The 19,296-nt window shown below is 68.3% G+C and carries 18 protein-coding genes; 9 read left to right on the top strand and 9 right to left on the bottom strand.

Annotated features, from left to right (window positions below; genetic code table 11):
- Nucleotides 1–32 precede the first annotated feature (32 nt).
- Both IE069_RS00985 and IE069_RS00980 read right to left on the bottom strand, forming a co-directional pair.
- A complete protein-coding gene (locus IE069_RS00985) occupies nt 33–896 on the bottom strand; it encodes a PfkB family carbohydrate kinase (RefSeq protein ID WP_189348451.1) in 864 nt (287 codons plus the stop codon).
- 19 nt (nt 897–915) lie between these two features.
- Nucleotides 916–1,941 (bottom strand): SIS domain-containing protein, encoded by a 1,026-nt coding sequence (locus IE069_RS00980; protein ID WP_229790859.1) that lies wholly within the window; start codon nt 1,939–1,941, stop codon nt 916–918.
- Nucleotides 1,942–2,223: 282 nt separating this feature from the next.
- Between IE069_RS00980 and IE069_RS00975 the strand changes: the two genes are divergently transcribed.
- The 4 genes from IE069_RS00975 to IE069_RS00960 all read left to right on the top strand — a co-directional run bounded on the left by IE069_RS00975 (nt 2,224) and on the right by IE069_RS00960 (nt 6,293).
- Nucleotides 2,224–3,543, top strand: coding sequence for an ABC transporter substrate-binding protein (locus IE069_RS00975; protein ID WP_189348234.1), 1,320 nt, complete (start codon nt 2,224–2,226; stop codon nt 3,541–3,543).
- A 199-nt stretch (nt 3,544–3,742) separates the two neighbouring features.
- Nucleotides 3,743–4,576: a carbohydrate ABC transporter permease gene (locus tag IE069_RS00970; protein WP_229790890.1), complete on the top strand. Its 834-nt coding sequence runs from the start codon at nt 3,743–3,745 to the stop codon at nt 4,574–4,576.
- Nucleotides 4,576–5,409, top strand: a complete 834-nt coding sequence (locus tag IE069_RS00965) for a carbohydrate ABC transporter permease (protein WP_189348232.1) — start codon at nt 4,576–4,578, stop codon at nt 5,407–5,409. Before IE069_RS00970 ends, IE069_RS00965 begins: the two co-directional genes overlap by 1 nt.
- Nucleotides 5,406–6,293, top strand: a complete 888-nt coding sequence (locus IE069_RS00960) for a TIM barrel protein (RefSeq protein ID WP_189348231.1) — start codon at nt 5,406–5,408, stop codon at nt 6,291–6,293. Before IE069_RS00965 ends, IE069_RS00960 begins: the two co-directional genes overlap by 4 nt.
- On the opposite strand, the gene IE069_RS00955 is transcribed toward IE069_RS00960, so the two are convergent.
- The 3 genes from IE069_RS00955 to IE069_RS00945 are packed head-to-tail and all read right to left on the bottom strand — an operon-like array spanning nt 6,286 to nt 9,534.
- A complete protein-coding gene (locus tag IE069_RS00955) occupies nt 6,286–7,182 on the bottom strand; it encodes a carbohydrate ABC transporter permease (RefSeq protein WP_189348230.1) in 897 nt (298 codons plus the stop codon). The two genes, IE069_RS00960 and IE069_RS00955, sit on opposite strands and share 8 nt — an antisense overlap.
- A 3-nt stretch (nt 7,183–7,185) precedes the next feature.
- The gene (locus IE069_RS00950) at nt 7,186–8,151 is read right to left on the bottom strand and encodes a carbohydrate ABC transporter permease (RefSeq protein ID WP_189348229.1); all 966 of its coding nucleotides are present in this window, start codon (nt 8,149–8,151) and stop codon (nt 7,186–7,188) included.
- Nucleotides 8,152–8,154: 3 nt separating this feature from the next.
- On the bottom strand, nt 8,155–9,534 hold the full coding sequence (locus tag IE069_RS00945) for an ABC transporter substrate-binding protein (protein ID WP_189348228.1): 1,380 nt from the start codon (nt 9,532–9,534) through the stop codon (nt 8,155–8,157).
- A gap of 204 nt (nt 9,535–9,738) precedes the next feature.
- Between IE069_RS00945 and IE069_RS00940 the strand changes: the two genes are divergently transcribed.
- On the top strand, nt 9,739–10,677 hold the full coding sequence (locus IE069_RS00940; RefSeq protein ID WP_189348227.1) for a sugar-binding transcriptional regulator: 939 nt from the start codon (nt 9,739–9,741) through the stop codon (nt 10,675–10,677).
- 78 nt (nt 10,678–10,755) lie between these two features.
- Here the strand turns inward: IE069_RS00940 and IE069_RS00935 are convergent, their stop codons facing one another.
- Entirely contained in the window at nt 10,756–12,384 is a 1,629-nt protein-coding gene (locus IE069_RS00935; protein WP_189348226.1) for a mannitol dehydrogenase family protein, read from the bottom strand.
- Nucleotides 12,385–12,543: 159 nt separating this feature from the next.
- Here IE069_RS00935 and IE069_RS00930 point away from each other — a divergent pair, with 159 nt between their 5' ends.
- Complete coding sequence (locus IE069_RS00930) at nt 12,544–13,206, top strand: nucleoside/nucleotide kinase family protein (RefSeq protein WP_189348225.1); 663 nt, start codon at nt 12,544–12,546, stop codon at nt 13,204–13,206.
- Between the two features lie 9 nt (nt 13,207–13,215).
- On the opposite strand, the gene IE069_RS00925 is transcribed toward IE069_RS00930, so the two are convergent.
- The 3 genes from IE069_RS00925 to IE069_RS00915 are packed head-to-tail and all read right to left on the bottom strand — an operon-like array spanning nt 13,216 to nt 15,813.
- A complete protein-coding gene (locus IE069_RS00925) occupies nt 13,216–13,533 on the bottom strand; it encodes a CHY zinc finger protein (protein ID WP_189348224.1) in 318 nt (105 codons plus the stop codon).
- A 20-nt stretch (nt 13,534–13,553) separates the two neighbouring features.
- Complete coding sequence (locus IE069_RS00920) at nt 13,554–14,567, bottom strand: LacI family DNA-binding transcriptional regulator (RefSeq protein ID WP_229790858.1); 1,014 nt, start codon at nt 14,565–14,567, stop codon at nt 13,554–13,556.
- A gap of 22 nt (nt 14,568–14,589) precedes the next feature.
- A complete protein-coding gene (locus tag IE069_RS00915; protein WP_189348223.1) occupies nt 14,590–15,813 on the bottom strand; it encodes a Gfo/Idh/MocA family protein in 1,224 nt (407 codons plus the stop codon).
- Nucleotides 15,814–15,972: 159 nt separating this feature from the next.
- On the opposite strand from IE069_RS00915, the gene IE069_RS00910 reads away from it, so the two are divergent.
- From IE069_RS00910 to IE069_RS00900, 3 genes are all read left to right on the top strand, one after another.
- Nucleotides 15,973–16,941, top strand: coding sequence for a carbohydrate ABC transporter permease (locus tag IE069_RS00910; protein WP_189348222.1), 969 nt, complete (start codon nt 15,973–15,975; stop codon nt 16,939–16,941).
- 12 nt (nt 16,942–16,953) lie between these two features.
- Nucleotides 16,954–17,874 carry a carbohydrate ABC transporter permease gene (locus IE069_RS00905; protein WP_189348221.1) on the top strand — a complete coding sequence of 307 codons (921 nt, stop codon included), beginning with the start codon at nt 16,954–16,956 and terminating at the stop codon, nt 17,872–17,874.
- A 73-nt stretch (nt 17,875–17,947) separates the two neighbouring features.
- A complete protein-coding gene (locus tag IE069_RS00900) occupies nt 17,948–19,273 on the top strand; it encodes an ABC transporter substrate-binding protein (RefSeq protein WP_189348220.1) in 1,326 nt (441 codons plus the stop codon).
- Nucleotides 19,274–19,296 lie beyond the last annotated feature (23 nt).

Genomic DNA, 19,296 nt, shown 5'->3' with positions numbered 1-19,296 from the left:
CGCCCCTTTCCACGTCACAGGTTCACCACATGCTAGTCGTGGGTGGCGCCGCGCGCGAACGCGCCCTCGACCAAGCACTGCTCCCGCGCCGCCGCCGCACCGGCCTCGAGTGCCGCCTGCAGCTGCGGCGCCGTCGGGTTGCTGCGGCGCCGCCAGCCCGCACCGTGCAGCGCGACGAGGAAACCCGCGAGGAACGCGTCACCGCAGCCCATGGTGTCGATGACGTCGTCGTCCGGGATGCGCTGAGCCGGGGCGCTGCAGCGCAGCCGGCCATCCGTAACAAGCGCGCCGCCGGTGCCCCGGGTGCCGAGCGCGAGCCCCGCACCCCGGCGCACCGCGTCGTCGAGCAGCGCAAACGCCTCCAACTCGTCGAGACCCTCGCACGAGAGCAGCACCAGATCGGTGAACGGCGAGACGCGGTCGAGGTAGTCCGGGGCGCGGAACTCCGGCTCGCTGGAGAGGTCGAAACTGACCAGCACGTCGTGTGCACGCAGGCGCGGCAGCTCCGCCTCCGTGCCCGAGTACACACTCGAGTGCACGACGTCGAAGCCCGCCGCGTACGCCTCGCGGCTGCCGTCGAGGTTGATCGGTTCGCGGACGGTCACGCCCCCGCCGTTCCAACCGGAGAACACCCGCTCGCCGTCGATGACCCGCAGCGAGGAAACCCCCGATTCCCCGCTGCGGACGAGGCAGCGCGGCGTACCCACCCCCTCTTCCTCGATCGCCTGCCGGAGAAAGCGGCCGAGCTCGTCGTCACCGAACACGCCGAGGTACTCGGCGTGCACCTGCAACCGGCGTGCATAGACGGCGACGTTGACCGCGTTCCCGCCGGGATAGTCGATTCCCCGATCGAGGAAACGGTCGACGATGTTGTCGCCGAAGCCGAGGACGCGCATCACGCGGTCCCCCTTTCAGTCAGTAGTCGAGGACGCGGTAGTAGCGGCGCAGGTCGAGCGAGTGGTTGCGGACCCGCTCGAGGTGCTTGCTGACCCGGCCCATCACGGTGTCCAGCACGATCGGTGCGATCAGGGCGCGGCTCTCTGGGCTGAAGCCGGCGAGCTCGTAGTCGCGGGTGTCGAACACCGAAACGTCCTTCGAGATGCGCTTGGTGAAGGCCTCGGCGCGGTCGGTCAGCGGCCGGGACCGGTCCTCACCCTGGAACACGATCACCGCGGTGTCCTCCTCGAGGAGTTCGAGGGAGCCGTGGAAGAACTCGGCGCTGTGCACGCGGGTCGTGCGCAGCCACTGCATCTCCTCGAGGATGCACATCGAGTAGAGGTAGGTGAAGGACCAGAGCGGCCCGCCGCCGGTGAGGAAGTAGTAGTCGGTGTCCCGGTGCGCCTCGGCGAATGCCGCCGCAGCCGGCTCGGCCTGGCGTGCGACCTCAACCATGGCGTCCGGCAGGTGCACGAGCTCGTCGGCGAGTGCGGGATAAGCGTCGAACTCTCCGCGCTGGAAGAGCAGGCGACCGACGAACAGCAACAGCTGCATGTCGAACGGCCAGGCCTTGGGCTCGGAAATCAGGGCGTGGTCGACGCCGGTCGCGATCGGCGACTCGGGGTACCCGGTGAAAGCGATCGTCGTCGCACCGGCCTCCTTGACGTATTCGACGGCGCGCACCACATCCTCGGTGGTGCCCGAGACCGACGTGAACACGGCGGCGGTGCGCTCGCCGAGCAGCGCGTCGCCGGTGACCACGAGTTCGGCCGCGATCGCCGCGCGGACGGAGAACGTCGAACGCTCGCGGGCCAGCAGCTCGTACGGCCACATCTGCGAGTAGGTGCCTCCAGCGCCGACGAGGAGGACGTTGTCGATGCCTTGTGCGAGCAGCTCGTCGACGAGCTGCTCGATCTGCGGGCGCAGGGCGACGGTGCTGGCCAGCTGAGTTCGCAATTCGTTCTCGTCGAAGCCGAGCAGTGTTTGATCCTTGGAGCCGAGCATTGTCTGATTCCTTTCGAGTGATCCGGGGCGAGGCCCTCCGTCGAGCCCCAATGTGGTACCGGTATCAGGTGTGGATCATCGTGACACATGCCGTGAAGTCTCGTCAATCACCCCCTTGATTCCGTACCCAAAAGGACTAAATTGACTCGAACTGGAAATTGGGGGTGGTACCGGTATCAGCTTTTCGCTACACTCGCCTGAAAGCTACTCACCGTTCGTTCCAATGGCGGATCGGCGGCCGCTACCCGGCGGCACAGTGCCCGCCCCTTCAGAGAGGCAGATATGCGCAGAAACCGCACCATCCCACTCGCCGCGACGGCCGCCGCGGCCCTCATCGCGCTCACCGCTTGCGGCGGAGGCGCCGCCGAGCCGGCAGCTGACGTCACCGCCGAACCCGTGTACGAGGGCAAGCTCTCGCTCCTCACGAAGTTCGCCGGCGAACCGCTGGAGACGTATTTCGACGACCTGGCCACGGCCTACGAGGCCGAGCACCCCGAGGTCGAGATCGAGCTCATCCAGGAGACGGACCAGTCGATCAAAGACAAGACCAAGACGCTGACCGCGTCGGGTGCCCTGCCGGACGTCTACTTCACGTGGGCGGGCGACTGGGCGGAGAACTTCGTCGGGGGTGGACTCGCCGCCGACCTCACCGACCTCATCGCCCCCGGCACCGAGTGGGGTGACCGCTTCGGCAAGGCGTCCCTCTCCGCCTTCGAGTACGACGGCAAGTTCTACGGTGTCCCGCTCTACAACAACGGCAAGTTCATGGGCTACAGCAAGGCTGCCTTCGCCGAGGCCGGTGTGGAGGTCCCGACGAACTTCGACGAGCTCATCGACTCGTGCGGGCCGCTGCGCGAGGCCGGCTATGAGCCGATCGCCTTCGGCAACAAGGACGGCTGGCCGGCGCTGCACTACCTGCAGCAGTTGTTCGCCTACAACGTGCCGAGCGATGTCCTCCACGCCGACTTCGATCCGGAGACGGCAGAGTGGACCGACCCCGGGTACGTGCGCTCCCTCGAGCAGTTCAAGACCCTCGTGAACGAGTGCACTGACAGCGGCAGTGGCACCAACGGCGTCCTCTACACCACCGCGCAGGAGGCTCTCGCCGGCGGCCGCGCGGCCATGTACTACCAAGAGGTGCTGGAGTTCGACACCGTGACCGTCGAGGACGCGAAGCTCAGCACCGAGGACTTCGGCATCTTCCCGCTTCCCGCACCTGCCGACGCCGCTGGCGACCCGAACGCGGTCGAGGGCTCCCCCGAGGGCTACCTCATCAACGCGAAATCGCCGCAGGCGGCCCTGGCCGCGGACTTCATGAAGTTCGTGACCGAGCCCGAAAACGCCAAGACCCTCTCCTCATCGCCTTACGGCCAGCCCAGCACCGTCATCGGCGCGGTGACCGAAGAAACTTCGAGCAAGGCCGTGTTCGAGGGCATCACGCAGGTGAACGAGGCCTCGCAGCTCGTCGTCTGGCTTGACACCATCACGGTCCCCGAGGTCGCGGATGCCTGGCTCGCGGGCGGCGAGGCGATCATCAGCGGCAGTTCCACACCCGAAGAGGTGCTCGAAAGTGTTCGCGCAGCGAACGCCGACGCCAAGTGACGTCCAAGGGGCGCAGGGTGAGGACCCTGTGACCTCTGGCGGCACGGAACCTGCCTCCTCCTCCACACTGTTCGGCCCCGCCGATCGGCCGGCACGGAGGACGACGACTCGGCGCTGGCGGCGTGGTGCGGTCGGCTCCGGGACCGGACGCACCTGGAAGTCGCGCGCTCTGGGCCTCGCATGGGTCCTCCCTGCACTCGTGCTCTTGGCGGTGTTCGTCTACCTCCCGCTCGCGCAGAACTTGGCCTTCTCAACCCAGGAATGGGACATCTACTCGGGGACTTCCGAGTTCGTGGGGCTCGAGAACTACGAGAAGCTTCTCGGCGATGCCGTTTTCTGGAGCGCCCTAGCCAACAACGGGCTCTACGCGCTGCTGTCGATCGCCTTCCAAGTGGCGGGCGCTCTCGTGCTCGCCGCGATGATCGAGAGCCTGCGCAGCATGCGCTGGCGCAAGGCGCTCCGGGCCATCTATTTCGTCCCGTCGGCGATCTCCCTCACGGTCGCCGGCCTGTTGTTCTACTTCATCTACGAGCCGAACCTCGGGATGCTGAACCACCTGCTCGAGGCCGTTGGTCTGGGCGCCCTGACACAGCCGTGGCTCGGGCAGGAGTCCACGGCCATGGTTGGGATCATCGCCATGAGCCAGTGGCAGGGCTTCGGATATTCCACCCTGCTGTTCGCCGTCGCGATCCAACGCATCCCCTCGGAGCTCTACGAAGCTGCCGCGATTGACGGTATCGGCCCGGTGCGCCGATTCCTCCACGTCACCGTGCCGCTGGTGCGGGAGATGACCGGGCTCATGGTCATCGTGACGATTTCCGGCGCCTTCCAGGTCTTCAACGAGGTCATGGTGATGACCAGCGGCGGCCCGAACAACTCGACGCAGGTGCTCGCGACCTGGCTGTACCGCAGCGGATTCGTCCGCAACGATTTCGGCTACGCCGCCGCGATCGCCACCGTCATCTTTGTGGTGACGCTCATCGTCGCGCTCGGCCAGCTCTGGTACACGAAGCGCAGAAGGGTGGATTTCTGATGACCCGCACCGGATTCTTCAGCGCGATCAGTCGCGTCTTCATGTGGTCGTTCCTGCTCGCGCTCGTCGTCGTGGTCGCTTACCCCCTGCTGTGGATGGTGCTCAACGGCTTCAAGACCAACACTGAGCTCTTCGGCAACCCGTTCGCGCTGCCGCTGCAGCTGAACTGGGAGAACTACGTCACCGCGTGGAACCGCGGCGTCAGCGACTACCTAACCGCGAGCGTGCTCGTCACAGTGACGTCGACGATCGCGACCGTCTTCATCAGCGCGTGGGCGGCCTATGGGCTAACGCGCGTGCGGATGCCATTCGGCCGGACCGTCTCCGGCCTCATCCTCGGCGGTCTGATGCTGGCCCCGGCGGTCGCCCTTGTCCCGCTCGTGCGCATGTTCCAGGCGATGGGCCTCTACAACACCTTCTGGGCCCTGCTCATCCTCTACACCGCGTTCCGCATCCCGTTCACCACGTTCCTGATCCGCGCCTACATGATCGATCTGCCGCGCGAGGTCGATGAAGCGGCGGAGGTCGACGGCGCCAGCCGTTGGACTACGTTCTGGCGCATCACGCTGCCGATGTGCAAGCCGATCATCATCTCGACCGTGATCCTGCACGTGCTCTTCGCGTGGAACGAGTACCTGTTCGCGATGGTCTTCACGAGCGGCACTGGCGTGCAAACCCTCCCCGTGGGCCTGACCAGCCTCCTCAGCAAGCACGGCACCGACTACCCCGTGGTGTTCGCCGGCATGGTCGTCGCCGCGCTGCCAGTCATCGTCCTGTTCTTCGCGAGCCAGCGGTACTTCATCAAGGGCCTCTCCGAGGGGATCGGGAAGTGACAGCGCCGCTGATCGACCGCGTGGCCGGCTCCAACTTCGGGTACCAACATCTGCCGTTGGAGCGCTGCTTCGACGACCTCGCCGGCCTCGGCCGGACCGCCGTCGAACTGTGGGGCATCGCCCCGCACGCGCACGTGCCCTGGCTGGACGACGCCGCGGCGCGCAGCATCCGGGCCGCCGCCGCGGCCCGAGGGCTGCAGGTTGTCTGCTTCACGCCGGAGCAGGTGGCCTACCCGGTCAACCTCGCCTCGCCGGATCCCCGGCTGCGCGCGGAGAGCCTGGCGATGTTCCGCCGCGCCGCCGAGCTGGCGATCGAGCTCGGCTCGGACCTGCTGTTCCTCACGTCCGGCCGCGGCGGCGAGGACGAGCCGCGCGCCTCGGGGTGGTCGCGTGCCGTCGACGGACTGGGTGAGGTCACCGGCTACGCCGCGGAACTCGGCCTCACGTGCGTACTCGAACCCCTCCAGCGCGTCGAGTCGAACCTGGTCACAACGGCCGCTGATGCCCGGCGCATGCTCGACGACGTCGCGGCGCCCAACCTCGGCGTGGTTCTGGACACCGTCGCCGCCGCCGTCGCGGGCGATACGGTCGAAGACTACTTCTCGCTGTTCGGCGAGCACGTGCGCCACGTCCACCTCATCGACGGCGCCCCGGCCGGGCACCTCGCGTGGGGTGACGGCGAGCTGTCGCTCGCCGAGATCGTCGCGGCGCTCGAGAACCACGGGTACGCGGGGCACGCTACCGTCGAGCTCTTCGGCGACGGCCGCTACGCCCAGGACCCTCGCTCGGCGCTGGAGCGCTCGCTCGCAGCGATCGAGCGAGCCGGAACGACGGCGGCCGGCCCGGCGCCCGGGCACCGCGCGCCCGCTTCCCGGCCTACTTGACCGCGCCCATGGACAGGCCGCGGACGAGTTGCTTCTGAGCGGCCCAACCGGCCAGGACCACCGGGAGCGACGCCAGGACGCTCGCGGCGGAGAGCTTCGCGAGGAACAGGCCCTCGCTGGTCATGGTGCCCATCAGGAACACCGGTACGGTGGCGGCCTTCGCCGCGGTCAGGTTGAGCGCGAAGAAGAACTCGTTCCAGGAGAAGATCACGCAGATCAGCGCCGTCGCGGCGATGCCAGGGGTGACCATCGGGATGAGTACCGAGCGCAGGGTCTTCATGAGCCCGGCGCCGTCCATCTGGGCGGCCTCGAGCACCTCGCCCGGGACCTCCTGGAAGAAGGAGCGCATCATCCAGACCGCGATCGGCAGGTTCATCGACGTGTACAGGATGACGAGCGTCCACACGTTGTCGAGCACGTGCAGCCGACCCGAGATCACGTAGATCGGCATGATCACCGCGACCACCGGCAGCATCTTGGTGGAGATGAAGAAGAACAGCACGTCGGAGGTCTTCTTCACGGGCCGGATGCTCAGCGCGTAGGACGCCGGCACTGCGAGCACGATGACCAGCAGCGTCGAGACGCCGGTCGCGATCAGGGAGTTGGCGAAGTACGGCCCGGCGTTCTGCGCGAGCACTGCCGCATACTGCTCGAAGGTCGGCTCGAAGAAGAAGGTCGGCGGCGTCGAGGCGGCCGCGTTCTCCTGCTTGAACGACGTCGAGACCATCCAGAGCACGGGTGCGAAGAAGACCAGCGCGAGCAGCCAGGTGAGGATCGTCAGCAGGCTTCCGCTCGCGGATCCTCCGCTGCGGCGGCGCTGCCTGCCGGCCGTGGGGGCGTTGCCGGCCGCGCCCCGCGCGGGGGTGGGTGAGGTCAATGTGGTGGCCATGGCTCAGTCCTTGGTGTCGAAGCTGCGGAAGATCAGTCGCAGCGCGAAGGTGGCGATGATGATCGTGGCGATCACGGTGACGACGCCCATGGCGGCGGCCTGGCCGACGTCGAACCCGAGGAATGCGCGCTGGTAGATGTAGAACGGCAGGTTGGCGCTCGCGGTGCCGGGGCCTCCGGCCGTCATCAGGTAGATCTGGTCGAACGTGTTGACGACGTAGATCGCGCCCAGCAGCACGGACAGCTCGATATAGCGGCGCAGCTGCGGCAGCGTGACGAACAGGAACGTCTTGCCCCAGCCGGCGCCGTCGAGTGCCGCGGCTTCGAGCACGTCCTTCGGCTGGGCCTGCAGGCCGGCGAGGATCAGCAGCATCATGAACGGGGTCCACTGCCAGACGAGCGCCATGATCACGGAGAACAGCGGCATCTGGGAGGTGAAGTCGATCGGGCCGGCGCCGAAGAGGCCGATCACCCAGTTCAGGAGGCCGAAGCTGGGGTTCAGCAGGGAGACGCTCCACAGCATCGACGTCGCCGCCGGCATGATGAGGAACGGGGTGATGAGCAGGGTGCGCACCACGCCGCGGCCCAGGAACTCCCGGTCCAGCAGGATCGCGAACAGGGTGCCCAGGATGAGGGCCGCGAAGACGCAGCCGAGCGTGATGATGATCGAGTTCAGGGCCGCGCCGCGGAACGTCGAGTCCATGAAGATGTCGACGAAGTTCCGGAACCAGACGAAGGTCTCGCCGTCGGGGCGCAGCAGGTTCCAGGACCGCAGCGAATACCAGATGGTCATCGCGAACGGGATCTGGGTGACGAGGATCGTGAAGATCAGCGCGGGCAGCAGCGGCAGGCGGCGGGACCAGCCCTCGCGGCGGGCGGCCCGGCGGGCGTCGGGGCCCTCCGGATCCCGGCCCGGCGCGCCGGTCGCGGCCCGGTCGGCACCGGAGCCGGTGGTGAGATCGGTGCTCATGACTTAGCCTTCCATGTAGGTTCGGGCCACCGACGTGGCGAAACTCTGCGACTGCTCGAGGGCTTCCTCGACGCTCTGGCTGCCCGCGATCGCGGCCGAGATCTGCTGGCCGACGCGTGTGCCGAGGTCCTGGAACTCGGGGATGCCCACGAACTGGATTCCGGGGTACGGGACGGGCTGGACCATGGAGGTCTCCTGGCTGGCCTGGCCCATCGCCGTGAGCGTCGGACCGGCGTAGGCCTCGGCGATCTCCGCGTATTCGGGGATCTCATAGGTGGACTGACGGCTGCCCGGAGGCAGGCGCTCCCAACTGATCTCGTTGCCGACGAGCTGGAAGTACTCCTTGTTGGTCATCCACGCGATGAAGTCCCAGGCGGCCTGCTTGCGCTGGCTGGATTCGGGGATCGCGAGCGCCCACGTGTACAACCAGCCGGCGGACTCGGTCTCCTTCACGGGGGCGAGCGCGTAGCCCGTCTTGCCGACCACCAGGGACGACGACGGGTCCTCCACCGAGGAGACCATCGCCGTGGCGTCGTACCACATGGCCGCATTGCCCTGGGAGAACCGGGTCAGGCAGTCGCCGTAGCCGGAGGTCGCCGCGCCGGGCTGCCCGTGGTTGCGCACCAGCTTGACGTAGTCGCTGACCGCGGCGTGCACCTCGGGGCTGTCCAGCTGCGGGTTCCACGCCTCGTCGAACCAGCGGCCGCCGTACGTGTTGATGACGGTGTTCAGCGGGGCCATGACCTCGCCCCAGCCGGCCAGGCCGCGCAGGCAGATGCCGGAGAAGTTGTTCCCCGGGTCGTGCATCTCGGCGGCGATCTCCTGGATCTGCGTCCAGGTCGGCTGGTCCGGCATCGAGATGCCCGCCTCGTCGAACAGGTCCTGGCGGTAGACGAGGAAGGAGGACTCGCCGTAGAACGGCACCGAGTACTGGCCCGAGCCGACGGACAGGGCCTCGCGGATGGTGGGGATGAAGTCCTGACGATCGTAGCCGTCGGTGGAGTCCATGAAGGGCACCAGGTCGGTGATCCATCCGTTCTCGGCCCACATGGGGGTCTCGTAGTTGGAGATCATGACGACGTCGAACTCGCCGCCGCCCGTCGCCACGGATGCGGTGATCTTGGCGCGGGCCTCGTTCTCCGGGAGGGAGACGAAGCGGACGTTGATGCCGGGGTTCTTCGCGCGGAAGTCGTCGATCAGCGAGATCGCGTCCTGCATCTGCGGGTTCGAGACGATCGCAACGACGATCTCCTGGCTCTGCTGCGATCCGCTCGCCCCGCAGGCGGAGAGTCCGGTGGCGGCTGCTGCACCGAGTCCCAGACCCAGCAGTCCGCGGCGGCTCAGCGACAGGTCGCCGAGGCGTCGGGCGCGTTGACGATTCATGGTGGAGGCGCTCCTCGTGTTGGCTGCAGGCGTGTTGCTCAGATGATCAATCGCACACGCTCATCTGATATGTGACTGTAGCCACATTTGATCAAATGAGCAAGAGTGGCATACTCGAAGAGGTCACGACCGCTCATTTGAGCGGTCCGAGCGTCCGAGTCACGCCGGTCGCGCGCCCCCTCCGACTCCCAAGGATCTGACACCATGTCGACGACGCATCAGGAGCTGCTGGCCGATATCGCCACGGCCTACTATCTGGACAACACGTCGAAGGTGGAGATCGCCAAGGAGCACGGCATCTCCCGCTTCCAGGTCGCGCGCTACCTGGACGAAGCCCGCCGCGAGGGCGTCGTGGACATCACGATCCACCGCCCCGCGCACACGCAGATCGACGCGGCCGCCCTGGCCGCGGTCCTCGGCGTCGAGGGCGTCGACATCGCGCGCGAACCCGCGGGCCGATCCGCGCGGGAGGCCGTGGCCGTGCAGGCGGCGGCGACGCTCGACTCGCTCGCCCGGAAGGGCTGCACGATCGGCGTCTCCTGGTCCCGCACACTCAGCCTCATGACGACGCACCTCGGGCAGCTGCCGACGTGCGACGTCGTGCAGCTCGCGGGAGACCTGCGGTTCGGAAACGACGCCGGCTCAGGCCAGCTGATCCACCAGCTCGGCACCGCCGCCGGCGGACGGACCTGGCCACTGCCGGCCCCGCTGATCGTCGAGAGCGCACAGCTCGCGTCGAGCCTGCGCCGGCTGCCGGAGATCTCCGAGGCGCAGGCGAAGGCCGACCACTTGGACATCGCCATGGTCGCGATCGGCACGTGGACGTCCGGCCGATCCACCGTCTGGGCGCGCGTCTCCGAGGAGGAGCGGGCCTCGATCGCCGCCGCAGGGGCCGTCGCGGAGATCTCCGGCCGGCTGCTGACGGAGACGGGCGAGCACGTGGACGCGGGCCTCGACGGCCGGGTCATCGCGGTGACGATCGACCAGCTGCGCGCCGCCACGACCACAGTCGCGATCGCCTACGGGCTCGACAACCTGCCCGGCGTCCTGGCGGCGCTGCGCGGCGGCTTCATCCAGCGGCTCGTGATCGACGGGGACCTGGCGGCCGCCCTCGCGGAGCACGCGGGCCTCGACGCCGCGTAGCCCCGGAGCCGGCCGGTGACCCACGCTGCGCCGAGGCCCGCGTCCCCACGACCAGCGCGTCCCACGTCCGCGGAGGCGTCAGACCAGGGTGGACCAGCCGGAGTCGCGCAGCACCTCGAGCGTCGCGCGCGAGCCCGCCGTCTTGAAGCTGCGCAGCGCCGCGACGTAGTGCCGCGTGAACTCCTCGTGCTCGGCCAGGTCGCCGAAGAGCTCGGGGTCGCGCAGGAACGCCAGATCGTCCTCGTCCTGCTTCGCGGCCGCCGCCATGACGCGGTCCTTGAGCCGGTCGACGACCTCGATCGGCTCGCCGGCCTCGTCCACGCCCTCGGCGTAGCGTGCCCACGACGCGACGATCGCGGCGCTCAGGGCGACCGGACCGCGCGCGGTGGCCGCGCCGTCGTACCCGGCCTGCTCCCGCCCGCCGGCGGCGAGGTTGTGCACGATAACCGGGACCAGCCAGGTGGGGATGCGGTCGCTGGACTCGGCGCAGAGGCGCGCGAGGGTGTCGCGGACCTGCTCGTTGGAGAAGCGCTCGAGCAGCTGGCGCTTGTATGCGTCCAGGTCGATTCCGGGCACCGGGCGCAGCGTCGGCGTCGCCTCGCGGTCCATGTAGGCGGCGAAGAACTCGGCGAAGAGCGGATCCTGCGTCGCCTCGTGCGCGTAGCGGTAGCCGGCGAGGCGGCCCGTGTACGCCATGGCCTGGTGGGTGGCGTTGAGCAGGCGCAGCTTCATGAGTTCGTACGGCTCGACGTCGTCGACCACCTGCACACCCACCTCCTCGAAGGGCGGGCGGCCCGTCGGGAAGTCGTCCTCGAGTACCCACTGGATGAAGTCCTCGCACACCACCGGCCAGCGGTCCCCGATCCCGTACTCCGCCGCCACGGCCTCGCGGTCGGCGTCCGTCGTGACGGGGGTGATCCGGTCGACCATCGAGTTCGGGAACCGCACGTTCTCGCGCACCCAGGCGCCCAGCTCCGGGTCCTTCAGGTCCGCGAACGCGGTGAAGACCTTCTGCGCCAGGTGCCCGTTGCCCTGGATGTTGTCGCAGCTCATCACCGTGAACGGTGCCGTCCCGGCGGCACGACGGCGGCGCAGCGCCTCGGTGATGTACCCGAACGTGGTCCGGGGTGCTTCTCCCCCCGGTTCCGCGGCGAGATCGGCGGCGACGGCGGGGGTCTCGGCCAGGAACTCGCCGGTGCGGGGGTTGTAGTTGTAGCCGCCCTCGGTGACGGTCAGCGAAACGATGCGGACGCCCGGATCCGTCAGCCGCGCCAGGACCGCCTCGGGGCCGTCGGGGGCGTAGAGGTACTCGACGACCGAGCCGACGACGCGGGCCGCGCGGGTGCCATCGGGTGATTTCTCGACCAGCGTGTAGAGCCCGTCCTGGGCGGTCAGCGCGTCGCGCATGGCGGCATCGTGCGGCATGAGGCCGACGCCGCAGATCCCCCAGTCCAGCGCGCGCCCCTGCTGCATGAGCCGGTCGAGATAGAGGGCCTGGTGTGCGCGGTGGAACCCGCCCACGCCGAAGTGGACGACGCCGACGCTGCGCGCATCGAGCGCGAACGCGGGGGTCTGCACCCCGCGCCCGTTGGCCCCGATGCTCGGCAGGTTCTGCGCGTTCAGGTCGACGACGGCGCCGCCCGCCCCGCCGTCCACGGCCGCGCGGGTGGCCCCTGCCGCGTTCTGCTCCGGATGTGACTGGCTCATGGTGGTGCTCCCCGTTCTCTTTCGTCGGTGTTCTCCGGCGTCGCGGCCCCGGAATGGTGAGGCGGGACACATTGCCCGAGTCGAGCATAACATTTGAGCGCAGCTGATGTCTCAGATGAGCAAGATGCCGGCCGGGCCGGCAGCCAATACACTGCCTGCATGCACAACACGCTCCCGCCCGGGCTCCTGGATCCGCGAGGCGACTCCGCGCTCGGCACCGCGGTGGAGCGGATCGCACAGATTCTCGAGCAGGCGCAGGGGCGCGTCTTCCTCGGCATCGCGGGTTCCCCCGGCGCGGGGAAATCGACGCTCGCCACCCTCCTCGCGGAACGATTCGGCGCGGCGGCCGCCGTCGTGCCGATGGACGGGTTCCACTTGAGCGACCGCGTCCTGTCCGCGCGGGGCGCCCTCGAGCGCAAGGGCGCGATCGACACGTTCGACGCCGACGGCTACGTCGCGCTGCTGCGCCGCCTCGGCAGCGAGGCCGACCGCCCGGTATTCGCGCCCCGGTTCGAACGCGACCTGGAGGAGCCCATCGCCGCCGGACTCGAGATCCCGCCGACGGCCCGGCTGATCATCACCGAGGGCAACTACCTGCTGGCCGAGGCCGACCCCTGGCGCCGGCTGCGGGAGATCTGCGCGGAGATCTGGTTCGTGGATCCGCCTCCGGACGTGCGCCTCGAGCGACTCGTCGCCCGGCACGAGCTGTTCGGCAAGAGCCCGGAGGCGGCGAGGGCCTGGGTGTCGGGCACTGATGAGGTCAATGCGCGGATCGTCGAGCGCACCCGGGACCGGGCGGACCGCGTCATCCCCTGTGCCTGAGCGCGCCGGTCACCCGAAGTAGAGGTGCGCGTGCAGCGCGCACCCGGGGTTGAATCCGGCCCCGCAGCGCGGGCAGCCGGAGACCGCCAGATACTCGGCGATCGTCAGCTCGTGCCGGCACACCCCGCAGAGGATCGACGGTTCATCCCGCTGGCCGCGCGGCCAGACGCGTGCGGAATGGCCCGCGGCCTCCTCGTGGCAGAGGTGGCACGGATAGTACTCGCGGCAGCAGTAGAACCGGATGGCCACCACGTCGAGCTCTCCGGCGTAGTGCGCGCAGCGGGTCTGGTCGTCGACGACGGCGCCGCGCACCCGGATCCCAGCCATGCCTCCAGCCTAGCGGCGCGTCAGCAGCCGCAGGACGCGCGGGGCCTGAGTTCGACGTCGAAGACGCGGTGCTCGACCTCCCCGCCGCCACGGGAGGCGAACAGCGCGTCCACGGCGGCGCGGGCCATCTCCTCGACCGGCTGGACCACTGTGCTGAGCGAGGGCCAACTGTAGGCCGACTCCGGAGAACCGTCGAACGCGAAGATCGCCAGATCGTCCGGTACCCGCAGGCCGGCTTCGAGGATCGCGCGCATGAAGCCGATCGCCTGCAGGTCGGAGCTGACGAACACCGCCGGCGGGCGCTCCTTGGCCGCGAGGAACCGCTGCCCGGCGCGGTAGCCGCCCTCGCGCGTGAATTCGGAGCGGATGATCGCTCCCTCGGGCAGGCCGGCCTCCTCAAGCCCCCGCCGCCACCCGGCCTCGCGGCCGTCGAGCTCCTCGACCGTCGACGTGCCCATGATCAGTCCGACATCGCGGTGGCCGTGTCCGATCAGGTGCTCGACGGCGCGGCGCGCCCCCTCCTCGAAGGTCACGCCTACGGAGCTGAACGCCGGGCTCTCGACGCTCCGGTTGAGCAGAACGGCCGGGATGTCGGCGCGCGCCAGGTCGCCTAAGTCCGGGTCGGCGAGCACACTGCACAGGAAGACGCCGTCGACCCGGCGGTTGACCAGATTCTTCACGAGCCGGCGCTCGGTGCGCAGCGACCCGTCCGAATCGGCGAACAGGACGGCGAATCCTCGCTCAAGCGCCGCGTTCTCCACGGCGCGGACCATAGAGGCGAAGAAGGCGTTGGTCGCGTCCGGGACCACCATGCCGAGCATCTCCGACGACCCGAGTTTGAGGGCGCGCGCGGCGGCGTTCGGCTGGTAGCCGAGCGCCTCCACGGCCTGGCGGACCTTCGCCTCCGTCGCCGGCGCGACGTGCTTCGGCCCGCCGTTGACCACGTAGCTCACGACGGCGGTGCTGACGCCGGCCAGGCGCGCGACATCCTTGCGCGTCACGCTGGCCTTGGCGCCATTTGAGGTAGAGTTCACACCCGCCATCGTACCCACCCCGCTATCCGCGGGATGCAGCGGGGCGCTGCGGCACCACCGGATCACCGAAATCGGCGACAGGCAGCCGCTCGCCGCCGCGCAGCGCGGAGGCGTGTGCGGCGATGCCCGGCAGGGTGTAGCGGGCGGCGACCCACGCGTTGACGGGCGGCAGGGCGCCGCTGTTCACGGCGGTGACGAAGTCGTCCACCAGGAAGTGGTGGCTGCCCTCGTGCCCGTTCGGCAGACCAACAAACTCCTCCGGCAGACGGGACGCGTCGTGCACCTCGGCCATGCCGGAGGCGAACGCGTCGCGCAGCGCGGGGGCGACGTCGGCAAGCGCGGCGTCGTTGTCCCCCACCGTCGCGCCGGTGGCGAGCTGGGAGCTGACGTCCGTGACGGCCTCCTTGTCCTGCCACACGCTGACCTCGGCAAGCTGCTCGAAGCTGGCCTCGGTGCCGAAGTACCGGAAACGGGACTCACGCAGATGCGAGGGGTAGCCGACGCGGCGCATCTCGTTGATGCGCATGCTGCCGCCGCCCTCGAGCTCGAAGAGGGCCGTGGCGTTGGAGAAGTCGTTGTCGAACATGCTCACGGACTTGTCGAAGACGCCGTCGCCGCGCTGGTCCTTCACGCCGATGCAGCTCACGCTCGTCGCGCGGCCGCCGATGGCGCCGAGGACGCCGCCGACCGAGTGCGTCGGGTAGAGCATCGGCGGGTAGCTGGCCGTCTGCTTCCAGCCCTCGCCGCCCGAGTACTTGTAGGCGTCGTAGAACCCCAGGTCCATGTCGTGCACGTAGTCGCCCTCGGCGTAGATGATGCGCCCGAAGTCGCCGGCGGCGTGGCGGGCGCGGGCGTAGACCGTCGCCGGGTTGTACTGGCTGGTCTCCCCCATCATGTAGGTCAGGCCGGTCTCCTTCACGGCCTCGATGATGGCGGCGATCTCCTCCTCGGAGACAGCCATGGGCACCGCCGAGTACACGTGCTTGCCGGCCTTGAGCGCCTGCACGACGAGCGGCCCGTGGGTCCAGCGCTGCGTGAAGAGGGCCACGGCGTCGACGTCGCTGGCGAGCAGCGCCTCGAAGTCCGCGTGCGTCCCCTCGAGACCCAGGCGGTCCACGAGGGCCTCGGCACGCTCCGCGATCACGTCCGTAACGTACACGCGGTCTATGCCGGGGTGGGCGGCGAAGAGCTTGGCGAACACGCCGGCGAACTGACCGGCACCAACAATTCCCAGTGAAAACGTCATGCCGAACATCCTGCACGCAAAATCTACTCGGGTCAACAGGTTGGACGACATGAGTTAATCAACCCCGAATTTATACGGATCTACCCCTTGCACTCCAATAGCTACTCAAGTAGATTCGTCGCCAACTGTTAGTCACCTCACATTCGGAGGCAAGCGAAGATGAGTACCCCCACAGCAACCGGCGAAGGCGCGCACCAGCCGCCTGCGCCGTCGCGGACAGCAACCGGCCGCCGCCGTCCGGGCCGCCTCGGCTGGAGCCCCACTAGGGGAGACCTACCCGCCGCACTGTTCTTCATCGCCCCGGCGTTGCTGGGCCTGGTGGTCTTCTTCCTGGTGCCCATGATTCGCGGCGTCTACCTGAGCTTCACCGAGTACAACATCCTGGGCGACCCGACCTGGATCGGGACCGAGAACTACGAGGCAATCGCCCGCGATCCCCTGTTCTGGAACGCGCTCGGCGTCACCGGTCAGTACGTGGTCATCAACATCGTGCTGCAGACCCTGCTGGCCCTCGGCATCGCGCTGCTGATGCAGCGCATCGCCAAGTCGACGCTGATCCGCGGCATGCTCCTGCTGCCCTACCTCATGGCCAACGTGATCGCGGCCCTGCTGTGGTTCTGGCTCCTCGACTACCAGATCGGCATCGTCAACCACGTCCTCGAGACGCTCGGCGGCAGCCGCGTCGCGTTCTTCGGCAGCGAGGAGTGGGCGATCCCCACGCAGGCCCTCATCAATACGTGGCGCCACATGGGCTACACGGCTCTGCTCATCTTCGCCGGCCTGCAGGTCATCCCGAAGCAGCTCTACGAGGCGGCGAGCCTCGACGGCTCCAACGCCGTGCAGACCTTCTTCCGCATCACCCTGCCCCTGCTGCGCCCCGTGTTGGTGCTCGTCCTGGTGGTCACCGTGATCGGTTCCTTCCAGGTATTCGACACGGTCGCCGTCACCACGCAGGGTGGCCCGATCAACGCGAGCCGCGTCATGCAGTACTACATCTTCCAGAAGGCGTTCACCGAGTCGCAGTTCGGCTACGGTTCCGCCCTCGCCGTCATCCTCTTCCTCATCCTCGTCCTCGTGGCCTTCGTCCAGATGAAGTTCCTGCGCGGCAACGAGTCGGACCTGGGCTAAGGAGAAACGACCATGCCAATCACCCGCTCCCCGCACCGTTCCTACGAGCGCCGCACCAAGCGCCTCCCGTGGCGCGACGTCGTCCCCTGGATCCTGCTGCTGCTCGCCATCGCCGTGTCGATCCTGCCGTTCTACTGGGTCCTGCGCACGTCCCTGTCGATGAACGCGTCGCTGGCCGCCAACGCCTCGAGCCTGCTGCCCGTCGATCTGAACTTCGGCGCCTTCGCCCGCGTCTTCGGTCTCCAGTCCACGCAGGACGCCATCGCCCAGGGCGGCTCGGGGGCAGACATCAACTTCTGGGTCTACCTGCGCAACTCGGTCATCTTCGCCTCGCTCTCCACCGCGGGGGCCGTCTTCTTCAGCGCGATGGCCGCGTACGCGTTCGCCCGCCTGCGTTGGAAGGGCCGCAACGTCGTCTTCGGGGCCTTCCTGGCCACCATGATGGTCCCGCCGATCTTCACGGCGCTGCCGAACTTCCTGCTCATCAAGGATCTCGGCCTGCTGAACACGATGCTCGGCATGGTCCTGCCCTTCATCTTCATGACCCCGTTCGCCGTGTTCTTCCTGCGCCAGTTCTTCATGAACATGTCCCGCGAGGTGGAGGAGGCCGCAATGCTCGACGGCGCGAAGCACCTCCGCATCTTCTTCCAGATCATCCTCCCGAACGCGGCCGCCCCGATCGCCACCCTGGTCCTGCTGACGTTCATCCAGCAGTGGAACGAGTACTTCTGGCCGCTGCTCGTCGGCAATTCCGACGATGTCCGCGTCCTGACCGTGGGCCTCGGCGTCTTCAAGTCCCAGTCCCCGCAGGGCGCGCCGGACTGGTCCGGGCTCATGGCGGCCACCTTGGTCTCCGCCCTGCCCGTCCTGACCCTTTTCATGATCTTCGGCAAGAAGATCGTCAACTCCATCGGCTTCTCCGGCGTCAAGTAGCCCCAGCAGACCATCCATCACCGCACCCACTCACGGCGGGCAACGCCCGCCGCCCCTCGAAAGGAATACCCTGATGCGTAGAACAGCACTCGGCGCGATCGGCGTCGCAACCCTGGCCCTCACCGCCTGCGGCGGAGGTGGCGACGGCGGCAATAGCGACGCCCTCGACTACTGGTTGTGGGACGCCAACCAACTCCCCGCCTATCAGCAGTGCGCCGCCGACTTCACCGAGTCCACCGGGATCGAGGTCGAGGTCACCCAGATGGGCTGGGACGACTACTGGGGCTCGCTGACCAACGGCTTCGTCGCGGACACCGCGCCCGACGTGTTCACCAACCACCTCTCCCGCTACCCCGAGTTCGTGGCCAACGGCCAGCTCCTGGCCCTCGACGACGCCGAGGCCACGGCCGACGTCGACACCTCCATCTACAACGAGGGCCTCGCAGACCTCTGGGTCGCCGAGGACGGCAACCGCTACGGGTTGCCGAAGGACTGGGACACGATCGCCCTCTTCTACAACGAGGAGATGCTCGACGACGCCGGCTACACCCCGGACGACCTGACCGACCTGAGCTGGAACCCGGACGACGGGGGAACCTACGAAGAGGTCATCGCCCACTTGAGCGTCGACAAGAACGGCGTCCGCGGCGACGAGGCCGGCTTCGACAAGGACAACGTCGCCGTCTACGGCCTGGGCCTCAACGGCGCCGGATCCGGCCAGGGCCAGACCGAGTGGAGCTACCTGACGGGGACCACGGGGTGGACACACACCGACGAGAACCCGTGGGGCACCCACTACAACTACGACGACCCGGACTTCCAGGCCTCGATGGACTGGTTCGCCTCGCTCGCCGACAAAGGCTTCATGCCGCAGCTCGAGACCACCGTGGGCGCGTCCATGGCGGACACGTTCGCGGCCGGCAAGTCCGCGCTCAACGCGAACGGCTCGTGGATGATCGGCCAGTACACCGGGTACGACGGCGTCGAGGTCGGCATCGCGCCGACCCCCACCGGCCCGTCCGGCGAGCGCGCCTCGATGTTCAACGGCCTCGCCGACTCAATCTACGCCGGCACCGACCAGCCGGAGGAGGCCGCGGAGTTCGTGGCCTACCTCGGATCGACCGACTGCCAGGACGTCGTCGCGGAGGCGGCTGTCGTCTTCCCGGCCGTCACGACCTCCGCGGAGAAGGCCGCCGCGGCCTACGAGGCCCAGGGCATCGACGTCTCCCCGTTCACCACGCACGTCGAGGACGACAGCACGTTCCTCTTCCCCATCACCGCGCACGCCTCCCAGATCGACGGCATCATGGCCCCGGCGATGGACGCCGTCGTCTCCGGCAAGGTTCCGGCGAGCTCCCTGACCGGCGCCAACGACCAGGTCAACGCGCTCTTCGAGTAGCCCACGACCACAACGCCGACACC

Origin of the sequence: Zhihengliuella salsuginis (assembly GCF_014651715.1) — a bacterium.
GTDB lineage: Bacteria > Actinomycetota > Actinomycetes > Actinomycetales > Micrococcaceae > Zhihengliuella > Zhihengliuella salsuginis.
The sequence above is the reverse complement of the archived record's forward strand: the minus strand, read 5'-3'. Positions and strand labels throughout refer to the sequence as shown.

Excerpts from the sequence above, each read along its gene's own strand:
- IE069_RS00985 (WP_189348451.1), bottom strand. The coding sequence starts at position 896 with ATGCGCGTCCTCGGCTTCGGCGACAACATCGTCGACCGTTTCCTCGAT.
- IE069_RS00980 (WP_229790859.1), bottom strand. The coding sequence starts at position 1,941 with ATGCTCGGCTCCAAGGATCAAACACTGCTCGGCTTCGACGAGAACGAA.
- IE069_RS00975 (WP_189348234.1), top strand. The coding sequence starts at position 2,224 with ATGCGCAGAAACCGCACCATCCCACTCGCCGCGACGGCCGCCGCGGCC.
- IE069_RS00965 (WP_189348232.1), top strand. The coding sequence starts at position 4,576 with ATGACCCGCACCGGATTCTTCAGCGCGATCAGTCGCGTCTTCATGTGG.
- IE069_RS00955 (WP_189348230.1), bottom strand. The coding sequence starts at position 7,182 with ATGGCCACCACATTGACCTCACCCACCCCCGCGCGGGGCGCGGCCGGC.
- IE069_RS00950 (WP_189348229.1), bottom strand. The coding sequence starts at position 8,151 with ATGAGCACCGATCTCACCACCGGCTCCGGTGCCGACCGGGCCGCGACC.
- IE069_RS00945 (WP_189348228.1), bottom strand. The coding sequence starts at position 9,534 with ATGAATCGTCAACGCGCCCGACGCCTCGGCGACCTGTCGCTGAGCCGC.
- IE069_RS00940 (WP_189348227.1), top strand. The coding sequence starts at position 9,739 with ATGTCGACGACGCATCAGGAGCTGCTGGCCGATATCGCCACGGCCTAC.
- IE069_RS00935 (WP_189348226.1), bottom strand. The coding sequence starts at position 12,384 with ATGAGCCAGTCACATCCGGAGCAGAACGCGGCAGGGGCCACCCGCGCG.
- IE069_RS00930 (WP_189348225.1), top strand. The coding sequence starts at position 12,544 with ATGCACAACACGCTCCCGCCCGGGCTCCTGGATCCGCGAGGCGACTCC.
- IE069_RS00925 (WP_189348224.1), bottom strand. The coding sequence starts at position 13,533 with ATGGCTGGGATCCGGGTGCGCGGCGCCGTCGTCGACGACCAGACCCGC.
- IE069_RS00915 (WP_189348223.1), bottom strand. The coding sequence starts at position 15,813 with ATGACGTTTTCACTGGGAATTGTTGGTGCCGGTCAGTTCGCCGGCGTG.
- IE069_RS00910 (WP_189348222.1), top strand. The coding sequence starts at position 15,973 with ATGAGTACCCCCACAGCAACCGGCGAAGGCGCGCACCAGCCGCCTGCG.
- IE069_RS00905 (WP_189348221.1), top strand. The coding sequence starts at position 16,954 with ATGCCAATCACCCGCTCCCCGCACCGTTCCTACGAGCGCCGCACCAAG.
- IE069_RS00900 (WP_189348220.1), top strand. The coding sequence starts at position 17,948 with ATGCGTAGAACAGCACTCGGCGCGATCGGCGTCGCAACCCTGGCCCTC.